Source organism: Streptomyces sp. NPDC002499 (assembly GCF_053595415.1).
This window is the reverse complement of sequence record NZ_JBSFXO010000009.1, coordinates 21,478-43,510: the sequence shown is the minus strand read 5'-3', so window position 1 is coordinate 43,510 and position 22,033 is coordinate 21,478. Positions and strand designations below refer to the sequence as shown.

Here is a 22,033-nt window from a genome sequence, read left to right as displayed (position 1 = left end):
TGCTCATCAATTGAGACGTGTTCCGCTCGTCCGTCACCTCACTTCTCCCCTCGCTTCTCCCCTCATTTCTCGGATCACTCCTCGAAGCGCACCCGGAGCCTGGGACGCCCCTGTTCGTCCGTGTACGGCTCCACTCCGGTGGCGGCCCGTTCGCCGCTCTCCATGGCGGTGGCGATGTCGCCGGCGAAGGTCATGGCGACCGTCGCCGGGAGCACCGAGATGTTCTCCACGTCCTCCTCGCCGCCGAGGGCGACGGAGGGGACGTAGACCCAGTGGCTGCCCGGCGCGATCGGGCCGAGGTGGTCGACGGCCCCGACGACGAGGTCGTCGTAGGGCTCCTTGGCGTTGCGCAGCAGTTCGTCGGCGAGGAAGGCCTCGAAGCTCGGGGCGATGATCTCGGGACGCAGCAGGACGCCCTCCAGGAAGTGGACCTCGGGGGCCAGGCCGCCGCCGGGGAGGCGGCGGTAGGCGTAGGAGTCGCCGAAGGCGGTCTCCCCGAAGATCACGAACGGGTCGAGCCGGTCGTCCCAGGCGAACCGCCAGGTCTCGGGCGCGTTCCAGGCCGCGAGGTCGAGCGCGGGCTCCTCGCGGCCGATGCCGAGGAGGCGGAAGGCGCCGTGGTGCACGGTGAACCCGTTGAGCCGGAGCAGGAGTTCGCGGTGGGCGGCGGGGAAGTGCTCGGCGGGCGTGCCCGTCGCCGCCGACCGGTCGGGCCGGGGCCCGACGTGGTCGGCGAGCGACGGGAGTTCCTCGGCGTGCGGCATCACAGTGGCGGTCCTCCGTTGACCGTGAATCCTCGGAGCAGTACTCCGACCCGGGGGCCCAGTACACCACCCGCGATGCTGTTGGACTTGCCCGGCATGTCGAGCCAGCCGGCGGGCGGTTGGCCGGTGCCGGAGACCGCCGAGTCGGGCACGTGACCGGCCTGGCCGGTGTACGGGCTGCCGGCGCGGGCGGCGCGGAGGCGCTCGGCGCGGGCGGCCGCCCTGGAGGACGCCCCGAGCGGGGTGCCCTTGGTCGGCTGGATGACCTTGGGACCGTTCTTGGCCAGCCATTCGTTGGTGCGCTTGGCGTACTCGTGGATGGCGTCGATCTCGGCCTGGGTGGTCGCCTTGGTGAGCGGGATGTCGACGACATTGCCCTTGGGCGCGCCGCGTCCGGCCAGCGACTTGATCCCGTCGGCCGCCGCCTTGCCCAGCTCGGCGACCCTGCTGCCGGCCCGGGAGTTGGCGATGGCCCGTCCGGCGGTGGCGGCCTTGCCGGTGATGGCGGATGCGGCCTTGGAGCTGCCGGACGCGACGGCCTTGCCGACGGCCGTCTTGGCGATGGCGCCCACGACCTTCGGGGCGACGGCCGCGACACCCTTGCCGATGGCCCCGCCCAGGACACCCGCGGCGGCACCGACACCGACCCGGGTGGCGAGGCCGCCGAGCGAGAAGTCGGTCTTGCCCTCGGCGACGTCGACCCCGTATCCGGCGGCGGCGCCCGCGGCCCCGGCCACGGCTCCGGCGACCAGCAGACAGCCCACGCCGGTCGAGCAGAGCGCGCCGACCGCGATGCCGACGCCGATGCCGACGGCGACGTCCGCGATCAGGCCCTTGTTCTCCTTGGCCCAGTCCCAGGCCGCGGAGGCGCCTTCCTTGACGGAGTTCCAGACGCCGGACAGGGACCACAGGCCGGTCGGGTCGATGTAGACGACCGGGTTGTTGCTGCCGTAGGCGTAGGGGTTGAGGGACTGGGTGGAGGAGCTGTCCACGGCCGGGTCGGTGGAGATGAAGCGGCCGAGGTCGGCGTCGTAGTAGCGGGCGCCCAGGGCGTTGAGGCCGGTCGTGGGGTCCTTGACCTTGCCGAGGAAGCCGTGGTCGGACGGTGGTGGCGCGGAGCCGGCGCGGATCTCGCCGTACGGGTTGTAGTACGTCCTGGTCGCGAGCGAGGTGCCCGCGAGGACCGAGACCTGGGCGGAGCCCTGGATGTCGTTGAGCTGCCAGGTCAGCAGTCCGGTCGGCTGGCGGACGGCGACGGTGATGCCGTCCTCCGTGTAGAGGCGGGTGCCCTTGCCGATGCCGAGGACGACGGTGATCTCCTGGCCCTCGATGTAGAGGGTGGCGACACCGCCGGGCGCGATCCGCGCCATGCGGGTGCCGTCGGGGGCGTAGACGAAGTCGGTCTTCTCCAGGAGGGCCTTGGTGACCTGGGTGAGTTCCTGGTTCGCGTTCCATTCGTACGACGTCGGGACCAGGCCCTCGGTCTTCTTCTTGAGGGCGCCGTTCTCGTCGTAGGCGTAGTGGCTCGCGCCCTGACTCGTCACCGCGTGCGGGTGGTCGGGGTCGTCGTACTCGTAGGTGTCGGTGTCCAGGAGGCTGCGCTGCGAGGCGATGTTGCCGTCGGCGGTGTAGGTCCAGGACTGGTTGAAGCCGGCCGGGCCGTCGTGGGTGAGCCTGGAGTCGGCGTCCGAGCAGTCGGTCTCGTACGTCGTCCAGGCGTGCCCGAGGCGGGCCAGGTCGTCGTAGCCGTAGCAGGTGGCGACGTCCTTGTGGCCGGTGGTGTCGGTGACCGAGGTGAGGTTGCCGGCCTGGTCCCAGGCGTAGGTGTCGTCCTGCCGCGCCTCCTGGTCGCCGGTGAGTCCGGTGGTCAGGGTCTGGACGCGGGACAGGCGCTGGGTGTCGCTCTCGTAGGCGTACGCGCGCCGCAGGTCGTGGTGCGGGTTGGCGTAGTCGCGGGAGGCGAGCTTGCCGTCGGCGGCGAAGCCGGTGCCCGAGACGTACGGGACGGTGACGTCCTTGCCGGTCAGCGGGTCGGTCTGGACGCCGGTGAGGGTGTCCGGGTTGCCGAGGGCGTCGTAGCCGGTGGTGATCTTCTCCTTCGGGGCGCCGATGACGGCGTTCTCGTACTCGACGCTGACGGTGTGGTCGGCGTCGTCGTAGCCGTAGTCGACGCTGTACGACGACTTGTGCAGGGCGCCGCCGAGGCCAGCCGGGAAGGTCCAGGTGCGGCCGGTGGCGCGGCCCCGCTCGTCGTAGCCGTCGACGGCGATCGTGTAGTCCTTGCCGTCGCGGTGGGTGGTCATCGAGGCGGGCTGGCCGACGCCGTTGGCGATGCCGGTGGAGTCGTAGCTCCAGGTGGCGGTCTTCTCGCCGGAGCCGGAGGCGCCGTCCCAGCGGGCGACCGGGCGGTCGAGGGCGTCGTAGTCGGTGGACAGGGTCGGGGTGGCGCCGCCGGCGGCGAGCGCCTCGGCGTCCCAGACCGCGATGGCATTGCCGTTGGCGTCGTACGCGGTACGGGACCTGCCCGCGTCGGCGTCGTCGCCGGAGACCCGGCGGCCGAGCAGGTCGTAGGTGCTGGACGAGGTGTGTCCGGCGGGGTCGGTGACCGTGGCGACCTGGTCGGCCGGGGTGTAGGTGTAGGTGGTCGTCTGCTTGGGGTCGGCGCCCTCCTGCTGGCGGATCTGCCGGCTGCGGGCGTCGGTCCACACGGTGGTGACGGTGCCGCCGGCGGGCGGGGTGGAACGGACGTGGTCGCCGTAGTAGACGACACTGGTCGCCCACAGCTCCCGCCCGTCGCCGTAGCGCGCGGAGCGGATGACGCGGCTCATCGAGTCGTACGTGCGCCGGGTCTCGTCGACCTGGTCGGCGGGGACGGTGAGCAGCGCGTCGCCCGGCGCGCCCGCGGCGACCGCGGGCAGCGACTCGGCCGCGATGTCGCCGATGTCGTCGTACCGGGTGTCGATGACGACGGTCTTCCTGTCGTCGTCGGTGGAGGCGGGCGAGACCTCCTGGCTCTGCCGGTCGCGGCCGAGCGAGTCCAGGTACTTCCAGTTGGTCAAGTAGGTGTTCCCGGACTGGAGTTGACGGGTCGTCACCAGCGGCGGCCGTCGGTGTTCCTGGTCCAGGGCGTACGCGAAGGTCTGCGCGGGCGGGTCGTCGGCGGCCTGGTCGGCCTCGTGCACGGAGACGAGCCGGCCGAGCTGGTCGTAGGCGTTGGTCTGGGTGTTGCCGTTGGAGTCCTTGACGGCGACCGGGAGTTGGCGGTCGGCGTCGAGGGTGGTGGTCTCGGCCTGGCCGAGCGCGTTGGTCTCGGTGACCGTGGCCGGGCGGCCGGCGGCCGGGGCGTAGACGGTGCGGTCGGTGTTCCCGCGCCCGTCGGTCTCGGTGAGCGTGCGCCCGTAGGCGTCGAAGGTCGCCGAGGTGGCGGAGGTGTCGCCGACCGCGTCGGGCCCGCTGGCGGTGACCGCGGCGACCGACCGGGTCAGGTCGCCCTCGGTGACCGCCCCGCCGAGTTCGCCGGAGCCGTCGTAGTACTGGTCCTTGCCGTTGATCAGCGCCTTCGGCTCCGCGCAAGTGCCCGAATAGGCGCGGACGCGATAGGGGAAGGCGAGCATCCAGCCGTCGAGGGTGGCGGCCGAGCGGTCGTACGACGTCTTCGTGCACCGCACGTCGTCCCCGGCCGTGTCGACCACCTCGGTGGCCTGGCCGTAGGTGTCGTAGGTGGTCTTGAGACTGGTGGTACGGGTGGAGCGCTGGCCCGCGTCGGCGGTGACCGTCTCGCGGGTCACCGCGTCGTTCTCCACGACGAAGTGGGCGTCCTTCTCGGGGTCGGTCTCGCCCTCCTTGGCCGGGGTGGTGTGCGCGGAGGTGTAGCCGTGCAGGGTGCCGCCGAGTTCGTAGGCGATGGCGCCGGAGCCGTCCACCTGGAACTGCTGGCTCTCGCGCTCCTTGCCCCGCAGATACGGCAGGTCCTTCAGCGCGGTGCCCTGCGAGTCGGTGACCTCGACGGACTTGGTCGAGCCGTCGGCCTTGGAGTCGCCGTCCATCCCGCGGAAGTGCAGGGTCCGGGTGATCTGGGCGGCGCGACTGGAGCTCTCGCCCCGGTAGCCGGGGTCGGTCATCTTGGCGACGTCGACGCTGCCGTAGCCGCGCCAGTCGCTCCAGGAGCGGCGCTCGGCCTTGGTGACCGGGTCGTCGTCGTGGTGCCAGGCGGGGGTGCCCCGGTAGCGGTACTCGGTGGTCTGCGGAGGTGAACCGCCGCCGTTGTCACGGACGGTGACCTTGGTGGTGAGGTACTTGTGCCAGACGCCGAAGCCGGAGGACTCGCCGTTGGCGCGCCAACCCGGGAAGCAGTCCTGGGTGTTGGAGTCGTAGCGGCCCTCGGGCAGGTCGTCGACCGGGCACGGGTCGGGCTGTCCGTAGGTGACGTCGACCTGCCGGCCCAGCTCGTCGACGAACTGCGTGATGCGCAGCTTGCGCATCTCGGGGGCGCCCGCCGCCGGGTCGGCGTCGGCGCGGTTGGCGTACTCCTTGCCGGTGAACTCCACGGCGGGCAGCTTGAGTTCGCCGTCCCCTGCGAGACCGGTCTGCTGGACCTTGGCCAGCCACAGCATGGCGCTGGTGCCGTCGGAGGGCTCGGGATAGTCGTAGGTGAAGTCGAGCCGGTCCACGTCCGTCCAGCCGCCGTCGGCGTTCGACCGCTGGGCGGTGACGCCGCGCAGCAGGCTGTCGGTGAAGAACGTCGGCGACTTCTGCTCCTCGCCCGTGCAGTCACCGCTCGCGCACAGGGAGTCGAGGGGTGCGTCGGGATACGAGCTCGCGTGGTCGGCGTCGAAGGCCGGGCAGTCGCCGCTGCCGTCGGCGGCCTCGACACAGCGCAGGCCGGTGGTGAAGTGCAGCCGGGCGGGGGCCTGTTGGTCCTCGGCGCCGGAGCGCTGCGAGTAGACGATGTCCTTGAGGTGACCGCCGCGGACGTACGAAGTCGACTTGTCCGGGTCGCCGTTGCGGGCGTACCGGTTGGACTCCTGTGTGTAGAAGTACGTGTTGGAGTTGCCGTGCGCGTCCACGACACCGTCGAGGTTCCAGCGCCAGGCCTGTGTGCAGTACGAGTCCTCGACATCGCTCTTGTGGCAGGGCTCGCCCTCGTCGTCGCCGAAGACCGGGACGGTGTAGACGGAGTCGGTGGCGGTGCCGGTGGTGGCCTGCTTGCCGCGGCCGAAGGTGTACCGGGTGCCCTGCGGGGTGGTCACCACCCAGTACTCGCCGTCGTTGTCACCGTTCTCCGCGCCCGTCCTGCGCTGGATCCGCCAGCCCGGGTCCTCCTGCGCGCGCCAGCTGTCGCCGCCCGCGGCCGTGTCCTTGACCAGCGAGGACGAGGTGCCCTGGAGGGAGATGCGGTACTCGTCGCCCGCCCAGCACAGGTCGCCGGTGTCACCGCCGTCGTCGGCGCAGCCGTTGTAGCGGCGCTCGATGTAGGGCAGGGCGAGGTCCCAGCCCTGGCCCACCCAGGAGGGCTGGTTGTTCTCGGCGGCGACCATGCCGTCGACGGCCTGCGAGGAGTAGCCGAGGTTGATGTCGGGTGCGTCGCCCGCGATCGCGGGGACCTGCGGCAGCGGCAACGACCAGGAGAAGTCACCGGAGTTGAGGCCGACCTGCCACTTGCTGGACGAGGAGAGCGTGGTCGCGGTGGCCGAACCCGTCTCGCCGTTCGGGGCGGCGGCGACCACGAAGACCGTGTCCGGGTCGGCGGCCACCTCGGCGGAGAGGGTGTGGGTGGTCAGGTCGATCCGGCTCTTGACCGGCGCGCTCCGCTCGCACCCTGCGGCCCGGGGCGTGGTCAGCGCGCACGCGGGCCTGGCGACCAGTCGCAGCCGGGTCTCGAAGTCGGCGCCGAAGGCCTGACGGAAGCCGGTGGTGTCGACGCGGACGCCGACCCGGTCGGTCGGCTCGGCCGCCTTGAGGGTGAATGCCGTTGCGTGGCCGCCCAGTTGGCGGGCCTTGGTGTTGTCGTACGCCCGGACGTCGACCGTGTCGGGGGCGGCGGAGCGGCTGCGGGGCGCGGTGACCGAGACGGCGGTGTCGGCGGCGCGGACCGGCTCGGTCCCCACCGTGACGGTGTCCGCGCCGGGCTCGGGCCAGACGACACGCGCGGGCTCGGCGGCGGCGAGGGGTCTGCCCTGGGCGTCGACCGGTCTGGTGTCGAGCGGGGCGCCGGCCCGTTGTTCGGTGCGGTCGATGCTGGTCACGGACTTCTCGGCGTCGGCGACCGAGACGGCTTTCGCGGGCGTGGACGCGGCCTGCGCGAGGGCCGGTTGGATGCCTGATAACCCCATGGCCATGACGACCGCAGTGACGCATGACATGCGGAAGCGATTCATGTGTCCCCCTTCACACGGTGAGCCTCCAGCGTCACCGCAGATCATGAACACGTCAATGAACGGGCTGAGTGGCTCCTGTGAAGGTGGTGGGGTGGTGTAGGGTTCCGCGCATGCTCGCGCACTCGATCCAGAACTGGTGGTGGACCGCTCATCCGGCGGCCCACTGACTGCGCGTACGCAAGACTTCGCGAAGGCCGCCCGAGGGCGGCCTTCGGCGTTTCCGGGGTCGTTCCTCACCGACAGATGGCAGAGGAACCATGGACCTGACCCGACTGCTGCACGACGACCGCCCGTTCGCCCTGCTGCGCCGCCGCACACCGGGCCACGACGAGAACACCGTGGAGGTGTTCCTCGGCCCGGTCGCCACGTACGACCGCCTCGCCGACCTCCCCGACGAGGGCCTGGCACTGATCCCGTTCCGCCAGATCCGGGAACGCGGCTTCGACGTCCGCGACGACGGCACACCCCTGGCGGTCCTGACCCCCGAGGAGTCGTACGGGATCCCGCTCGCCGACGCGCTCACCCAGCTCCCGGCGCACGACGTCCGCGTCGAGGACGGCGGCTTCGACGTGGCCGACGAGGAGTACGCCGGGATCGTCGGGCGCGTGCTGCACGAGGAGATCGGCAGCGGCGAGGGCGCCAACTTCGTGATCCGGCGGACGTACGAGGGCGTGATCCCGGGGTTCGGCCGGGCCGACGCGCTCGCGCTGTTCCGACGGCTCCTCGAGGGCGAGCGGGGCGCGTACTGGACGTTCGTCGTGCACACCGGGGACCGCACGCTGGTCGGCGCGAGCCCCGAGGTGCATGTGCGGATGTCCGGCGGCACGGTCGTGATGAACCCGATCAGCGGCACGTACCGCTATCTCGCCGAGGGCCCCACCCCCGAGCACCTGCTGGGCTTCCTCGCCGACGGCAAGGAGATCGAGGAGCTGTCGATGGTCGTCGACGAGGAGCTCAAGATGATGTGCACCGTCGGCGACATGGGCGGGGTCGTGATCGGACCGCGGCTGAAGGAGATGGCCCATCTCGCGCACACGGAGTACGAGTTGCGCGGCAAGTCGTCCCTGGACGCGCGGGAGGTGCTGAAGGAGACCATGTTCGCGGCGACCGTCACCGGGTCGCCGGTGCAGAACGCCTGCCGGGTCATCGAACGGCACGAGGTCGGAGGCCGCGGCTACTACGCGGGCGCGCTGGCCCTGCTCGGCCGGGACTCCGGCGGGGCCCAGACCCTCGACTCCCCCATCCTCATCCGCACCGCCGACATCTCCCCCGACGGACGCCTGCGCGTGCCGGTCGGCGCGACCCTCGTGCGGGGCTCGGACCCGGCGAGCGAGGTCGCGGAGACCCACGCGAAGGCGGCGGGGGTGCTGGCGGCCCTGGGCGTACGTCCTTCACGGCCGCGCGAGGAGCACGCGCGCGTGAGTCTCGCCGAGGATCCACGCGTGCGTGCCGCGCTCGACGGGCGCCGGGCCTTCCTCGCGCCGTTCTGGCTGCGGATGCAGGAGCGGACGGACGCCCTGGCGGGACACGCCCTGGTCGTCGACGGCGAGGACACCTTCACGGCGATGCTCGCGCACGTGCTGCGCTCCGGCGGGCTCGACGTCACCGTCCGGCGGTACGACGAGCCGAGGCTGCGGGAGGCGGTGCTCGCGCACGAGGGTCCGGTCGTCCTCGGCCCCGGTCCCGGCGACCCCTCCGACACGGCCGACCCCAAGATGCGCTTCCTGCGCGAGCTGACCGCCCGGGTCCTGCGGGACCGCCGGCACGGCGTGCTCGGCGTCTGCCTCGGGCACGAGCTGATCGCGGCCGAGCTGGGCCTGGAGATCGTACGGAAGGAAGTCCCGTACCAGGGTGCGCAGACGGCGATCGACCTGTTCGGGCGGACCGAGACCGTCGGCTTCTACAACAGCTTCGTGGCGCGCTGCGACGACGAGGAGCTGACCGAACTCGCCGCGCACGGCATCGAGGTGAGCCGGGCCGCCAACGGCGAGGTGCACGCGCTGCGGGCCCCTGGATTCGCGGGCGTGCAGTTCCACCCGGAGTCGGTGCTGACGCTCAACGGGGCTGCGGTGGTGCGGGAGTTGATCGGTCAGCTGCGCGGCACGAGGACGTTCTCGGAGCGGCGGCCGGCCGTGTAGTCGAGGACGTTGCGGACGGTGGCCTCGATGATCTGACCGACGGCGTCCTCGGTGTAGTACGCCTGGTGGGAGGTGACCAGGACGTTCGGGAAGGTGACCAGGCGGGCCAGGGTGTCGTCGTCGACGGCCTCCAGGGACCGGTCGAGGAAGAACAGGCCCGCCTCCGCCTCGTAGACGTCGAGTCCCACGCCCGTGAAGCGGCCCTCGCGCAGTTCGGCGACGAGGGCCGCGGTGTCGATCAGGCCGCCGCGGCTGGAGTTGATGAGGATCGCGTCGTCCTTCATCGCCTTCAGGGCGTCGGCGTCGATGAGCCGCTGGGTCTCCGGAAGCAGCGGGACGTGCAGGGTGACCAGGTCGGACTCGGCGAGCAGCCGCTCCTTGGGGACGTACTTCATGCCGAGCCGCACGCACTCCGGGTTCTCGGCGACGTCCCAACCGAGCAGGTCCATGCCGAAGCCGTGGGCGATCCGGGCGAACGCCTCGCCGATCTTGCCGGTGCCGAGGACGCCGGCGGTCCGGCCGTGCATGTCCCGGCCCATCAGCCCGTCCAGCCGGAAGTCGAAGTCACGCGTGCGCGTGGCGGCCCGGACGATCCGGCGGTTGACGGCCATGGCGAGGGTCCAGGCGAACTCGGCTACGGAGTACGGCGAGTAGTACGAGACGCGGGCGACGGTGATGCCGAGGCGTTCGGCGACGTCCAGGTCGATGTTGTTGAAGCCGGTGGACCGCTGGGCGATCATCCGGGTGCCGCCGGAGGCGAGGGTCTCCAGGACACGGGGATTGAGGTCGGCGTTGACGCTGGTGGAGATGATCTCGTGGCCCGTGGCGATCGGGGCGGTGTCCTCGTCGAGGAAGACGCTCAGACAGCGGATCTCCTGGTGACCGGCGAACGCGCTCTCGATCAGCGGCCGCTCGTCGGCCTGGACACCGAAGGCAAGGACCTCCACGACCGCTCCCGTTCCGGTGGGTTATGGGCACGACATTCCGAATATTTCGAATATATGGCCCATAACCCACCCGTGCCGGTCAGCGGGAGCCGGTCGGAAGCCCACAGGGAGCCCGCCGGAGGAAGAGGTCAGCCGAAGAAGACCCCCACCTCCTCGTACAGCGCCGGATCCACCGTCTTCAGCTTGGCCGTGGCCTCCGCGATCGGGACGCGGACGATGTCCGTGCCGCGCAGGGCGACCATCTTGCCGAAGTCGCCGTCGTGGACGGCGTCGATGGCGTGCAGGCCGAAGCGGGTGGCGAGCCAGCGGTCGAAGGCGCTGGGCGTGCCGCCGCGCTGGATGTGCCCGAGGACGGTGGTGCGTGCCTCGTGGCCGGTGCGCTTCTCGATCTCCTTGGCCAGCCACTCGCCGACCCCGGAGAGCCTGACGTGCCCGAAGGAGTCCAGCGTCCCGTCCTTGAGCACCATGTCGCCGTCCTTGGGCATCGCGCCCTCGGCGACGACCACGATCGGGGCGTACGTGGCCTGGAAGCGGGAGGTGATCCAGGCGCACACCTGGTCGACGTCGAAGCGCTGTTCCGGGATGAGGATGACGTTGGCACCGCCGGCCAGGCCGGAGTGGATCGCTATCCAGCCCGCGTGGCGGCCCATCACCTCGCAGACCAGGACGCGCATATGGGACTCGGCGGTGGTGTGCAGGCGGTCGATGGCCTCGGTGGCGATGCCGACCGCGGTGTCGAAGCCGAAGGTGTAGTCGGTGGCGGAGAGGTCGTTGTCGATGGTCTTGGGTACGCCCACACAGGGGACGCCGTGGTCGTCGGACAGTCGGGCCGCGACGCCGAGGGTGTCCTCGCCGCCGATCACGATGAGGGCCTCGACCTCCTGCTCGGCCAGGTTCTCCTTGACCCGGCGGATGCCGTCCTCCTGCTTGAGCGGGTTGGTGCGGGAGGAGCCGAGGATGGTGCCGCCGCGGGGCAGGATGCCGCGTACGGCGGGGATGTCGAGACGCACGCTGTCGTTCTCCAGTGGACCGCGCCAGCCGTCCCGGAAGCCGACGAAGTCATAGCCGTACTCCTGCACGCCCTTGCGGACGATGCCCCGGATGACGGCGTTGAGCCCGGGGCAGTCGCCGCCTCCGGTCAGTACTCCGACGCGCATGGAAGATTCCCTTCGCCGCAGTTTCCTGTGACAGCCACGCTAATGGTGATCCAGGTCACAGCGGGATGGGTGGGAAGGTCAATTCCGCTGAAGCGTCGGTCTGTTCGACCGCTCGACGACGGCTGCGGGCGCCGCTACTCGTCGTCCAGACCGCGCTCGATGGCGTACCGGACCAGCTCGACCCGGTTGTGCAGCTGGAGCTTGCCGAGGGTGTTCTGCACGTGGTTCTGGACCGTGCGGTGGGAGATGACCAGGCGTTCCGCGATCTGCTTGTAGCTCAGGCCCTTGGCGACCAGGCGCAGCACCTCGGTCTCCCGGTCGGTGAGCTGCGGGGCCTTGGGCTGGTCGCTGCCCGCGGCGGGCGCCGGGTCGGAGGCGAGGCGGCGGTACTCGCCGAGGACGAGTCCGGCCAGGCCCGGCGTGAACACTGGGTCGCCGACGGCCGTGCGGCGCACCGCGTCCAGCAGTTCCTCGGTCGACGCGGACTTGAGGAGGTAGCCGGTCGCGCCGGACTTCACGGCCTCCAGGACGTCGGCGTGCTCGCCGCTCGCGGACAGGACGAGGACGCGCAGGGCGGGGTTGTGGCCGACGAGTTCCTTGCAGACCTGGACGCCGGGCTTGAGCGGCAGGTTGAGGTCGAGGACCAGGACGTCGGGGCCGACGGCCTTGGCACGGCGTACGGCCTGGTCGCCGTCGCCCGCGGTGGCGACCACCTCGAAGCCGGACGCGGCCAGGTCGCGGGCGACGGCGTCGCGCCACATCGGGTGGTCGTCGACCACCATGACCCTGATCGGGCCCTGCTCACTCATCGCCGCTCCGCCTTCCCGTCCGTCGTGCGGTCCGTCTTCCGGTTCTTGGGCACCTTCAGCTCGACCTCCGTGCCCTGGCCGGGCACCGAGATCAGTTCGGCGCTGCCGCCGAGTTCGCGCAGCCGGCCGCGGATCGAGAGGGCGACCCCCATCCGGCCCTCGCCCTCGGCCTGGGCGAGCCGGCCCTCGGGGATGCCGGGTCCGTCGTCCCGTACGGTCACCACGACCTCGGCGGGTTCGTCCTCGACGAGGATCCACGCGCGCGCGTCCTCGCCGGCGTGCCGGTGGACGTTGTCCAGGGCGGCCCCGACGGCCGCGGCCAGTTCCCTGGCGGCCGGCGCGGGCAGCAGCACGGGCGCGCCGGGCTCGGCGAAGCCGACCTTCGCGGCGGCGTAGGGCGCGAGCAGGGTACGCAGGTCGACGGGCCCGTCGTCCTCCTCCTCGGGCGCCTCGACGGCTCGTACGACCGCTCCCTGGGCCGCGTCCTCCGAAGCATGCGATACGGGTACCAGGCCGCCGGAGACCAGCATGCGCAGCGCGACCTCCTGCTCGCCGGCCATCCGGCCCAGCTCGGCCGCCTCGCCACCCAGGCTCAGGCTGCGCCGCTGCACCATGGCCAGCACCTGGAGGACGCCGTCGTGGATGTCCCGGGCGAGCCGCTCGCGTTCCCGGGTGGCGGCCTCGATCTCCAGGGCGCGGGCGAGGGTGCGTTCGGAGGCGCGGGCGACCTCGACGACGTAGCCGATGGCGATGGAGGCGACCCAGACGAGGATCACGTTGTGGACGGTGTCGCGGGCCGGGGAGCCGCGCTCGATCAGGTTGGCGGCGGCGACGGGCGTGGAGGCGAAGGCGGCCCAGCGCCACCCGCCTTTGATGGCGAACGCGAGCACCGAGCCGGCGGTCCATATCGACGGCAGGGTGGGGCCACCGCTGCTGACGTGGTGGTCGTCGGCGACGAGCGGGGTGAGCAGGATGCCGATGAGCGCGATGGAGAGGTCGACGGCGAGGAAGCGCTTGGTACAGGCGACCGCGTTCTGCACGCGGGGCAGCGTGGCGAGAGTCCAAACAAACAGGACGGCGAAGTAGGCGATGGCGATCCCGGGCCGGTCGTACTCGTCGTAGGCGGTGGCGAACAGGCCGACCGCGTACAGCATCGTGAGCACCCGGTAGGCGGTCAGCGCACGCCACAGCGGCTGCTCGACCGACATCCTCATCACTTGCTCACGCCTGGCCATGCCCCGTCCCCCTCCACGCACTCCCACACGCCCTTGCGCAACCGCCCACACGCCCCCAGCCTGCCGTGTCCGGACCCTTAGGACCCGGACTTCCGCCGATCGACCCCCGCGGGTTTGTCTGCCGACGGCTTGGCGGGCAGGGGTGCGTTTGCCTCCGGCTTGGGGGCTGCGGGCGCGTCTGCCTCCGGCTTGGAGGCTGCGGGTCCGTCTACCGCCGGCTCGGAGGCTGCGGGCGTGTCTGCCGACGACTCGGAGGCTGCGGGCATGTCCGTTGACGACTTGGAGGCTGCCGGTGTGTCCGTCGACGGCTCGCTTGGTGCGGGTGCGTCCGTCGACAGCTCGCGCGCGGCCGCCGGTGCCGCCGTGTCCGCTGCCGGTTCGTCCACTGCGGCTGTGCCGGCTGCCGCGTCATCAGCCGAGGGCTCGCCTGCTTGCGCGGTGCCCGCGCCGGGCTGACCAGCCTGGGCCTCGCCCGCTGCCGCGGTGTCGGCCTGCGCCGAGGCCTCTGCCGGCCCGCCCGCTGCCGCCGTGCCCGCTGCGGACTTACCCGCCTCGGCGTCGTCCGCTGCCGCAGCATCGGCTCGCGCCGCACCCTCTGCCGGCCCGCCCACCATTGCCGTGCCCGCCTGGGCGGTACCCGCTGCAGACTCGCCCGCCTGCGCCGAGACCGCTGCGGGCTTACCCGACTCGGTCTCGTCCGCTGCCGCAGCGTCGGCGTGCGCCGAAGCCTCTGCCGCTGCTGCCGACCCGTCCGCGTGCGTTGCGGGCTTGCCCTCCTCGGCCTCGCCCGCTGCCGCAGTGCCCGCTTGGGCCGTACCTGCTGCCGGCTCGCCCACCGCCGTCGTATCAGCTCGCGCCGAATCCTCCGCCGCTGCGCCGGTATCGGCTGCGGACTCGTCCGCCCCGGCCTCGGCTGCTGTCGGCTCGCCCGCTGCCGCACTCGCGACGGACTTGTCCGGGTCGGTCTCGTCCGGTGCCACAGTGTCGGCTCGCGTCACAGCCGCTGCCGCCGTACTCGCCGCCAGCTCGGCCGCCGTCGCGTCCGACTCCGTCTTGGTCGCTGCCGTCTTCTGTTTCTCGGCCTGGGTCAGGGCCGCCTTTGCGGCCTTCTCCGCTTCCTTGCCGGCCTTCGTCGCCTCCGCGAGGCGGCGCTTCGCGGCCGTCGCGTAGATGTCGACGTACTCCTGGCCGGAGAGCTTCATGATCTCGTACATGACCTCGTCGGTCACGGCGCGCAGGACGAAGCGGTCGTGCTCCATGCCCTGGTAGCGGCTGAAGTCGAGGGGCTTGCCGATGCGGATGCCCGGGCGCATCAGCTTGGGCATGACCTTGCCCGGCGGCTGGATCTTCTCGGTGTCGATCATCGCGACCGGGATCACCGGCGCGCCGGAGGCGAGCGCCACGCGCGCGAGGCCACCGGGCTTGCCGCGGTAGAGGCGGCCGTCGGGCGAGCGCGTGCCCTCCGGATAGATCCCGAACAGCTCACCGCGCGCCAGCACGTCCAGACCGCTCTGGATCGCCGCCTCGCCCGCGCCACGCGCGCCGGAACGGTCCACCGGAAGCTGGCCGACCCCCTTGAAGAACGCGGCCGTCAGCCGGCCCTTGACGCCGGGGGTGGTGAAGTACTCGGCCTTCGCGATGAAGGTCACCTTGCGGTCCAGGACCGCGGGCAGGAAGAACGAGTCGGAGAAGGACAGGTGGTTGCTCGCCAGGATCGCGGGGCCCTCGGCCGGAATGTTCTCCATGCCTTCCACCCAGGGTCTGAAGGCGACCTTCAGCGGCCCCCCGATGGCGACCTTCATCGTGCCGTACAACAACCGACTGCCTCCTGTGTCTGTAGATCAGACCTTAACGCGGCCTGCCGCCAAAGGAGCCGACGACCCTGGTCGGTGTCAGTGCGGTCGCGTACGGTGAATCACCTGGACTTCACGTCCCTTCGACGAACCGCCACTTGCATGAACCGCCACTCTCATGAACAGGAGACCGAAGGTGCCGGTCCTTCCTGGAGCCGAGCCGTACCGCCACGAGGGCGGAGAGGCAGGGGTCCTGCTCTGCCACGGCTTCACCGGTTCCCCCCAGTCGCTGCGCCCCTGGGCACAGCATCTCGCCGCGCACGGCCTCACGGTCTCGCTGCCGCTGCTGCCCGGCCACGGCACCCGCTGGGAGGACATGCAGCTCACCGGCTGGCAGGACTGGTACGCGGAGGTGGACCGCGAGCTGCGGGCCCTGCGCGAGCGCTGCGCCGAGGTGTTCGTGGCCGGCCTGTCCATGGGCGGCACCCTCGCGCTGCGCCTCGCGGCCAAGCACGGTGACGCGATCAGCGGCGTGATCGTCGTCAACCCGGCGAACAAGATGCACGGCGCCGCGGCCCACGCCCTTCCGGTGGTCCGCCATCTCGTGCCGTCGACGAAGGGCATCGCCAGCGACATCGCGAAGGAGGGCGGCGAGGAGCTGGGCTACGACCGGGTGCCGCTGCACGCCGCGTACGCCCTGCGGAACCTGTTCAAGCAGGTCGACCGCGAGCTGCCCCAGGTCACCCAGCCGCTGTTGCTGCTGCGCAGCCCGCAGGACCATGTGGTGCCGCCGGCCGACTCGGCCCGGATCCTCGGCCGCGTCTCCTCACGGGACGTGACGGAGATCCTGCTGGAACAGAGCTACCACGTCGCGACGTTGGACCACGACGCGGACCGGATCTTCGAGGAGAGCCTCGCGTTCATCGGCCGGCTCGCACCCAGTGTCGGCAAGGAAGGGACGGCCGCAGGTGGCTGAGCACGACTCGGATCGCGAGGACCGCGAACCCGAAGAGCAGGGCGTCCCGTTCGACGAGGCGGCCGCGTGGGCGGCGATCGTCGAGGGGTACGGCGAAGAGCCCAAGGATCCGCCGGGCGCCAAACCCTTCAAGTCCATCGAGGATCTGGCCCTGTTGGAGCCGGAGACCAATGACGCGCCGTCGGCCGAGCCCTCTTCGAAACCGTCGAAGGAGGAGGAGAAGAAGCCGGCGGAGCCCCTCGGCGGCTCCGTCTCCTTCGCCCCCGGCGTCGGCCCGCGCGACTACCCGGCGCCCGAGCCGGCCGAGTCGGACTTCGACGAGGACGACGAGGGCCACTTCGTCCCGCCGGAGCCGCCGCCCCTGCCCGCCGCCGACGTGACCGCCAAGTTCGCCTGGCTCGGGGTGATCGGCGGCCCGCTGCTCCTCCTGCTCGCGGTCCTGCTCGGCTGGGAGATGACCTGGTGGCTGACCACGGTCGGCATCGGCGGCTTCCTCGGCGGGTTCGCCACGCTGGTGATGCGGATGAAGACGGACGACGAGGACGAGGGGGACCCGGGGCGCGGCGCGGTCGTCTAGCCCACGGGGACCCACCAGGATTCCCCTGACGACCACGTCGAGGGAACTCTTCGGAACAAGTACAACTAGCTCGCGGGGATCCGGAGGGCGGCCAGGACCGGCAGATGGTCCGTGGCCGCCCTCAGGTCTGTCTCGGTCACCCCCGGCTGGCCGAGCGGAACCCCACAACCCAGCACCTCCACACCCTTCGTGGCGAAGATCGCGTCGATCCGCTGGAAGGGGGTGACGGGGTTGAACGTGTACTCGCCGCCCCAGGGGACGGTGGTCCGGCAGTCCTGGAGCCCCTCGGCCAGTCGCTGGAAAGCGGGACCGCCCGGGCGTTCGTTCAGGTCGCCGCCCGCGATCGCGTGGTCCGTGCCGAGCCCGGCGAGCCGGTCCAGGAGCATGCCGCTCTGCTCGTGCCGCTCCTCCTTCTGCAGGGAGAGGTGACAGCTCAGTACGCCAAGCCGCGCGCCGCCGAAGCGGACGACGGCGGTGGCGAACCCGCGCCGGTGCTGGCCGGGGGTGAGCGGCAGCAGGACGTCCTCGGTGCGCTCGACGGTGGCACGGAGGTTGCACAGGATCGCCGGTCCCGCGGCGGTGCCCCCGCCGGTGAGGACCACCTGCCCGGAGGCGGCCGCGAGCCGGGCCAGCTTCTTGCGCCAGCGGAAGAACCGGGGGGCCTCCTGGACCAGCACCAGGTCCGGGGCGCAGGCACCGATCACCCGGGCCAGGGCCGCGGTGTCGTCGCGCATCGAGCGGATGTTGTAGCTGAGGACCCGGATGACGGCGGAACCGTCCGATTCGGTCCGGGAGTTGGGCAGCAGCGGGGTCGAAATCGCCATGGTCGCCAACATACGACGAAGCCCGCCGTCCCGGGGTACGGGCTCGGCGGGCGCGGCCGTGCGGACAGCGATGTCACCGGACCGGCGTCACATGATCGGGTCGGGCTCCCGGGCGAGGTCCGCGGCACCGACGAGGCCCGCCTTGTTGCCGAGCTGAGCCGCGATCACGTCGGCGACCGGGCGCCAGTTGCCGCCCACCAGCCAGCGCTTGTACGACTTGCGGATCGGGTCGAGGACCAGTTCGCCCTCGTCGGAGAGGCCGCCGCCGACGATGAAGGCGGAGGGGTCGAAGAGCGAGGCGAGGTCGGCGAGACCGGCGCCGGCCCAGCGGGCGAGCTCACGGTAGGAGTCGACGGCGACCGGGTCGCCCTGCCGGGCGGCCATCGAGATGTGCTTGCCCTCGATGCTGTCGGGGTTGCCGTCACCGAGGCCGAGCAGGATCTCGGCGTTCTCGGGGGTGGCGTTGGCGCGCTGTTTGGCGTATCTGACGAGGGCGCGGCCGGAGGCGTACTGCTCCCAGCAGCCCTGCGAGCCGCAGCCGCACAGCAGTCCGTCCGGCACCATCCGGATGTGGCCGAACTCGGCGGCCACACCGAAGTGTCCGCGGCGCAGCTTGTTGCCGATGATGATGCCGCCGCCGAGGCCGGTGCCCAGCGTGATGCAGATGACGTTGCGGTGGCCCTTGCCGGCACCGAACTTGTACTCGCCCCACGCGGCCGCGTTGGCGTCGTTCTCGACCACGACGGGAAGGCCGACGCGGCCCTCGACCTTCTCCTTCAGCGGCTCCTGGCGCCAGTCGATGTTCGGCGCGAAGTAGACGGTGGAGCGCTGCCTGTTCACGTAACCGGCCGCACCGATACCCACGCCGACGATCTCGTGCCCGGCCCGAGCGCCCTCCACCGCGGAGGCGATGGCGTCCACGATGCCCTCGGGCGTACTCGGGGTCGGCACCTTGTGCGTCGAGAGGATGTTGCCTTCCTCATCGACCACGCCGGCCGCGATCTTCGTGCCGCCGATATCGACGCCGATGGTGAGTCCCATGAATCCCTCAGTTTCGGTCGAGCCCCGCTATGGGCCACCGTACCTGAGGGGGCAATCAGTCTAGGTCGATGCGCTGGCCGGGGCCGGTACCGTCCCCGTCTTCGCCCCGTTCCTCGTGACGTTCGTCGCGCTGCTCGTCGAGGTCCTTGTGGAGGTCGGTCGTGCGGGCCGTCCAGCGCTGTTCCTGGGCCTGGACCGCGGAGCGGTAGGCGGCGAGGAGTTCGTTGCCCGCGGCGGCGAGGTGGTCGAAGACGTCCGGGTTGCGTTCGATGACCGGCTCGACCGCGGCCTTCGCCTGCTGGACGACCTGCTTCACCACCTGTTGGGCGGCCGGTCCGGCGACCGCGCCGAGCAACGGTGAGTTGAGCGACGACAGCTTGTCGCCGACGGCGTCGACGAGCTTGCGCAGTTCCTCGGCGGCCGAGACCGGCGGCTGGCCGTACTGGACGCGGCGGCGGGCCTTCTCCGCGGCGAGATCCTCGGCGCAGGCGGTCGCCCACGCGTCGGCGTCGGTGGCCCTCACCTCGTCCACGTCCTCCGTACCGGCCTGGGACGGAGGGAGCTCTTCGCTCATGACGGACTCCTGACTACGGTTCGTCTCTACGACGTTACCCGAACGGGCGTAAGTCGTTCACGGCCTCTCGGGCCACAGATTGCGGTCCGGCGCGAACCGGATCCGCAGTTCCCCCTCGCGCAGCGAGGCCCCGTCGACGGTGCACCGGCGCAGGGCCGAGGGCAGCGGCACGATCCGGCGGAAGCTGCCCGCGGCGACGACGAGTTCGTCACCGCGCCGGATGAGGTCGAGTTCATCGCGTATCGCGCCGGGCAGCGGCAGCCGCCAGACGAGGACACCGTCGTCGGCGAGCCGGTCCTCGACGGGCCACTCGACGGCGGAGACGGTGTCGCCGACCCCGGGAACGGCGAGGGCGACGAGATCGTCCGCACCCCGCGGGTCGTGCCCCAACTGCCGGACGGCCCGCACCTCGTACGACTCCTGCCACTCCTCCAGCACCTTGCGCTGCTGGACGACCAGACCCGGCAGCGCGTCCGCGGCGGCCTCGGGCAGCACCCGGTTGGCGACCAGCACATCGGGCCGCAGCCCGCGCAGCGCAAGGGCGAGAACGGTGTCGCGCACGGCATCCGCGCCGGCGGGCCCGGGTTCCGCGACCACCCGTACGACGGTGTCCCGGTCGGCGAGCACCGCCTCGACGGCACCGAGTTCCAGATCCCAGCGCCCGGCGGTCTCGTACAGCCACTCCGAGGGCATCGGCACCCCGGCCAGCCGCCCCAGCACGGGCCGCAGCGCACGGGCCGCCTGTCGCTCGGCCGGCAGCAGCCGCCGCAGATAACGCCGCAGCTCCTCCGGCAGGGCGAGCAGCGCGAGGGCCTGCGGGGCGGCCGGAAGGTCGACGACCAGCAGGTCGTGCGTCTCGGCGAGCGCGGCATCGCGCAACGCGCGCAGCAGGGTGAGTTCCTCGGCCCCGGGAAGCGGCGTGACCTCCTCCGCCTCGAGCCGCGAGGCCCCGAGCAGATCGAGAACATTCGCGGCACGTTCCTGGAAGGCCCCGAGGTCGTCCCGGAAACGGGCGGTGGCGTCGGGCCGCCAGGCGGTGAGGTCCGGGGCGACGGTGGTCGGAACCGGTCCCGTCGCCGTGCCGAGGACAGCACCGAGGGTGTCGGTCCGGTCGGCGCTGAGGACAAGGGTGCGAACGCCCTCACGGGAGGCGCGGAGCGCGGTGGCAGCGGCGACAGTCGTACGTCCGCTGCCGCCAGGGCCGGTGATCAGGAGGGTACGCATGATGGTGAACGGTAACGGAGACCGGCCAAGGGGCCCTGCGGCGAGGACCCTACTTCTCCCCCGACTCCACGCGCTTCTTCAATCCGGCCAGCGCCCGGTCGATGATGACCTTCTCGGCCTTGCGCTTGATCATCCCCAGCATCGGAATCTTGACGTCGACCGTCAGCAGATACGTGACCTGCGTCGAACCGTCACCCGCCGCCTTCAAGATGTACGAGCCGTCGAGCGACCTCAGCATCTGGGACTTGACCAGCGTCCAGGAGACCTCGTTCGCCCCGGTCCACGTGTACGCCAGCGTCTGGTCGTCCTTGATGGCCCCCGCGTCCATGACGAGCCGTACCTGCTCGGCCCGCCCCTGACCGTCCGTCGCGAGGACCTCCGCCTCCTTCACCTCGCCGGTCCAGTCGGGATAGCGGGCGAAGTCGGAGATCACCTCCATGACATCGGCCGGTGCCGCCTCGATCGTGATGCTCGAACTGGTGTGTTCCGCCATCGCTGTGGCTCCTCCAGATGCGGACCGGCAGGGCGTCGTCATGCGGCTGTGCGTGCAGCGTGAAGGCTACCGTGCGGTCGGCCGCCCTACTTCACCCCCTACCTGCGGTCTCTCACCACTCCAGTACCCAGGGCTTCCCGCTCCCGGCGAAGTGCCCGACGTTCACGCACTCGGTCGCCCCCACCCGCATCCGCCGCACCAACGGCTGGTGGACATGGCCGAACAGCGAATACCGGGGCCGGGTACGGCGGATCGCGTCCAGCAGCGCCCGGCTGCCGCGTTCGAAACGGCGCGCGACGGTGTCGTAGACCAGCTCCGGGACCTCCGGCGGGATGTGCGTGCACAGCACGTCGACCTCGCCCACGGCCTCGATCTTCGCCGCGTACTCCTCGTCGCTGATCTCGTAGGGGGTGCTCATGGGGGTGCGCAGGCCGCCGCCGACGAAACCGAAGGTCCGTCCGCCGATCTCGACCCGCTCGCCGTCGAGCACGGTGGTGCCGGGGCCGGCGTACTCCGCCCACAGTGGCGGCATGTCGACATTGCCGTAGGTGGCGTACGTCGGTGTGGGGAACGCGGCGAACATCTCGGCGTACTGCTTGCGCACCGCTTTCTCGATCGCCGTCCGCCGGTCGGTGCCGATGCCGCTCCACAGCCGGGCGCCGAGCGCGCGGGCCTCCTCGAAGCGGCGGGCGGTGCGCAGCTCGACGAGGCGGTCGGCGTTCTCCTCGCCGAACAGGTCGGGGAAGATGCCGCGCGAGTGGTCGGCGTAGTCGAGGAAGAGGACGAGGTCGCCCAGACAGATCAGCGCGTCGGCACCCTCGCCGGCTCTGGCCAGGTCACGGGCGTTGCCGTGCACGTCACTGACCACATGAACGCGTGTCCTGCTGTTACCGGCTGGTGTGGGTGCCATGACGATCAAGGGTAAGCGTGTGCGGTGAACGTGAACAGTGGCGACGGGCCTTGCGGTTACTGGCCAGTCAGTTTGCGGGTGGACTACCGTACGGACTGGAACACCAATCTGTGTGACACGGCGAACATCTCCCCCCGACCCCCTGTCGCAGCAGCCATACCGGCGGGTAACGTCCGGGCAGTCCAGTCTTGGAC

16 protein-coding genes and 1 pseudogene are annotated in these 22,033 nt (G+C 71.3%); 4 read left to right on the top strand and 13 right to left on the bottom strand.

Going from position 1 to position 22,033, the window contains the following annotated elements; translation table 11 throughout:
• Nucleotides 1-74: 74 nt before the first annotated feature.
• Entirely contained in the window at nt 75-764 is a 690-nt protein-coding gene (locus tag ACWD5F_RS25470; protein WP_451257636.1) for a hypothetical protein, read from the bottom strand.
• Nucleotides 764-7,141 (bottom strand): RHS repeat-associated core domain-containing protein, encoded by a 6,378-nt coding sequence (locus ACWD5F_RS25465; RefSeq protein WP_451257634.1) that lies wholly within the window; start codon nt 7,139-7,141, stop codon nt 764-766. Before ACWD5F_RS25465 ends, ACWD5F_RS25470 begins: the two co-directional genes overlap by 1 nt.
• A gap of 110 nt (nt 7,142-7,251) precedes the next feature.
• On the opposite strand from ACWD5F_RS25465, the gene ACWD5F_RS25460 reads away from it, so the two are divergent.
• Together ACWD5F_RS25460 and ACWD5F_RS25455 are read left to right on the top strand one after the other, a co-directional pair.
• A complete protein-coding gene (locus tag ACWD5F_RS25460) occupies nt 7,252-7,308 on the top strand; it encodes a trp operon leader peptide (RefSeq protein ID WP_356123226.1) in 57 nt (18 codons plus the stop codon).
• Nucleotides 7,309-7,398: 90 nt separating this feature from the next.
• A complete protein-coding gene (locus ACWD5F_RS25455; protein WP_451257632.1) occupies nt 7,399-9,279 on the top strand; it encodes an anthranilate synthase family protein in 1,881 nt (626 codons plus the stop codon).
• On the opposite strand, the gene ACWD5F_RS25450 is transcribed toward ACWD5F_RS25455, so the two are convergent.
• The 5 genes and pseudogenes from ACWD5F_RS25450 to ACWD5F_RS25430 form a co-directional block, all read right to left on the bottom strand.
• On the bottom strand, nt 9,231-10,226 hold the full coding sequence (locus tag ACWD5F_RS25450; protein WP_451257630.1) for a 2-hydroxyacid dehydrogenase: 996 nt from the start codon (nt 10,224-10,226) through the stop codon (nt 9,231-9,233). The two genes, ACWD5F_RS25455 and ACWD5F_RS25450, sit on opposite strands and share 49 nt — an antisense overlap.
• A gap of 128 nt (nt 10,227-10,354) precedes the next feature.
• Nucleotides 10,355-11,383, bottom strand: a complete 1,029-nt coding sequence (locus ACWD5F_RS25445) for a 6-phosphofructokinase (protein ID WP_451257628.1) — start codon at nt 11,381-11,383, stop codon at nt 10,355-10,357.
• 134 nt (nt 11,384-11,517) lie between these two features.
• Complete coding sequence (locus ACWD5F_RS25440) at nt 11,518-12,192, bottom strand: response regulator (RefSeq protein ID WP_401727407.1); 675 nt, start codon at nt 12,190-12,192, stop codon at nt 11,518-11,520.
• On the bottom strand, nt 12,189-13,427 hold the full coding sequence (gene macS, locus ACWD5F_RS25435) for a MacS family sensor histidine kinase (RefSeq protein WP_451257626.1): 1,239 nt from the start codon (nt 13,425-13,427) through the stop codon (nt 12,189-12,191). Before macS ends, ACWD5F_RS25440 begins: the two co-directional genes overlap by 4 nt.
• A 1,046-nt stretch (nt 13,428-14,473) precedes the next feature.
• A pseudogene (locus tag ACWD5F_RS25430) lies at nt 14,474-15,229 on the bottom strand (lysophospholipid acyltransferase family protein); the annotation flags it as partial.
• A 187-nt stretch (nt 15,230-15,416) separates the two neighbouring features.
• Here ACWD5F_RS25430 and ACWD5F_RS25425 point away from each other — a divergent pair.
• Both ACWD5F_RS25425 and ACWD5F_RS25420 read left to right on the top strand, forming a co-directional pair.
• A complete protein-coding gene (locus ACWD5F_RS25425; protein WP_451258268.1) occupies nt 15,417-16,196 on the top strand; it encodes an alpha/beta hydrolase in 780 nt (259 codons plus the stop codon).
• Nucleotides 16,189-16,773, top strand: coding sequence for a hypothetical protein (locus ACWD5F_RS25420; RefSeq protein ID WP_451257624.1), 585 nt, complete (start codon nt 16,189-16,191; stop codon nt 16,771-16,773). The genes ACWD5F_RS25425 and ACWD5F_RS25420 overlap by 8 nt, the downstream gene beginning before the upstream one ends.
• A 65-nt stretch (nt 16,774-16,838) precedes the next feature.
• Here ACWD5F_RS25420 and ACWD5F_RS25415 read toward each other — a convergent pair whose 3' ends face one another.
• From ACWD5F_RS25415 to ACWD5F_RS25390, 6 genes are all read right to left on the bottom strand, one after another.
• Nucleotides 16,839-17,597, bottom strand: coding sequence for an endonuclease/exonuclease/phosphatase family protein (locus ACWD5F_RS25415; protein ID WP_451257622.1), 759 nt, complete (start codon nt 17,595-17,597; stop codon nt 16,839-16,841).
• Nucleotides 17,598-17,684: 87 nt separating this feature from the next.
• Nucleotides 17,685-18,638 (bottom strand): ROK family glucokinase, encoded by a 954-nt coding sequence (locus tag ACWD5F_RS25410; protein WP_124004228.1) that lies wholly within the window; start codon nt 18,636-18,638, stop codon nt 17,685-17,687.
• Between the two features lie 55 nt (nt 18,639-18,693).
• Nucleotides 18,694-19,212, bottom strand: a complete 519-nt coding sequence (locus ACWD5F_RS25405) for a DUF5304 domain-containing protein (RefSeq protein WP_451257620.1) — start codon at nt 19,210-19,212, stop codon at nt 18,694-18,696.
• A gap of 57 nt (nt 19,213-19,269) precedes the next feature.
• Nucleotides 19,270-20,436: an ArsA family ATPase gene (locus ACWD5F_RS25400; RefSeq protein ID WP_451257618.1), complete on the bottom strand. Its 1,167-nt coding sequence runs from the start codon at nt 20,434-20,436 to the stop codon at nt 19,270-19,272.
• Between the two features lie 49 nt (nt 20,437-20,485).
• Nucleotides 20,486-20,929, bottom strand: a complete 444-nt coding sequence (locus tag ACWD5F_RS25395) for an SRPBCC family protein (RefSeq protein WP_401727414.1) — start codon at nt 20,927-20,929, stop codon at nt 20,486-20,488.
• Between the two features lie 112 nt (nt 20,930-21,041).
• On the bottom strand, nt 21,042-21,839 hold the full coding sequence (locus tag ACWD5F_RS25390) for a metallophosphoesterase family protein (protein WP_451257615.1): 798 nt from the start codon (nt 21,837-21,839) through the stop codon (nt 21,042-21,044).
• Nucleotides 21,840-22,033 lie beyond the last annotated feature (194 nt).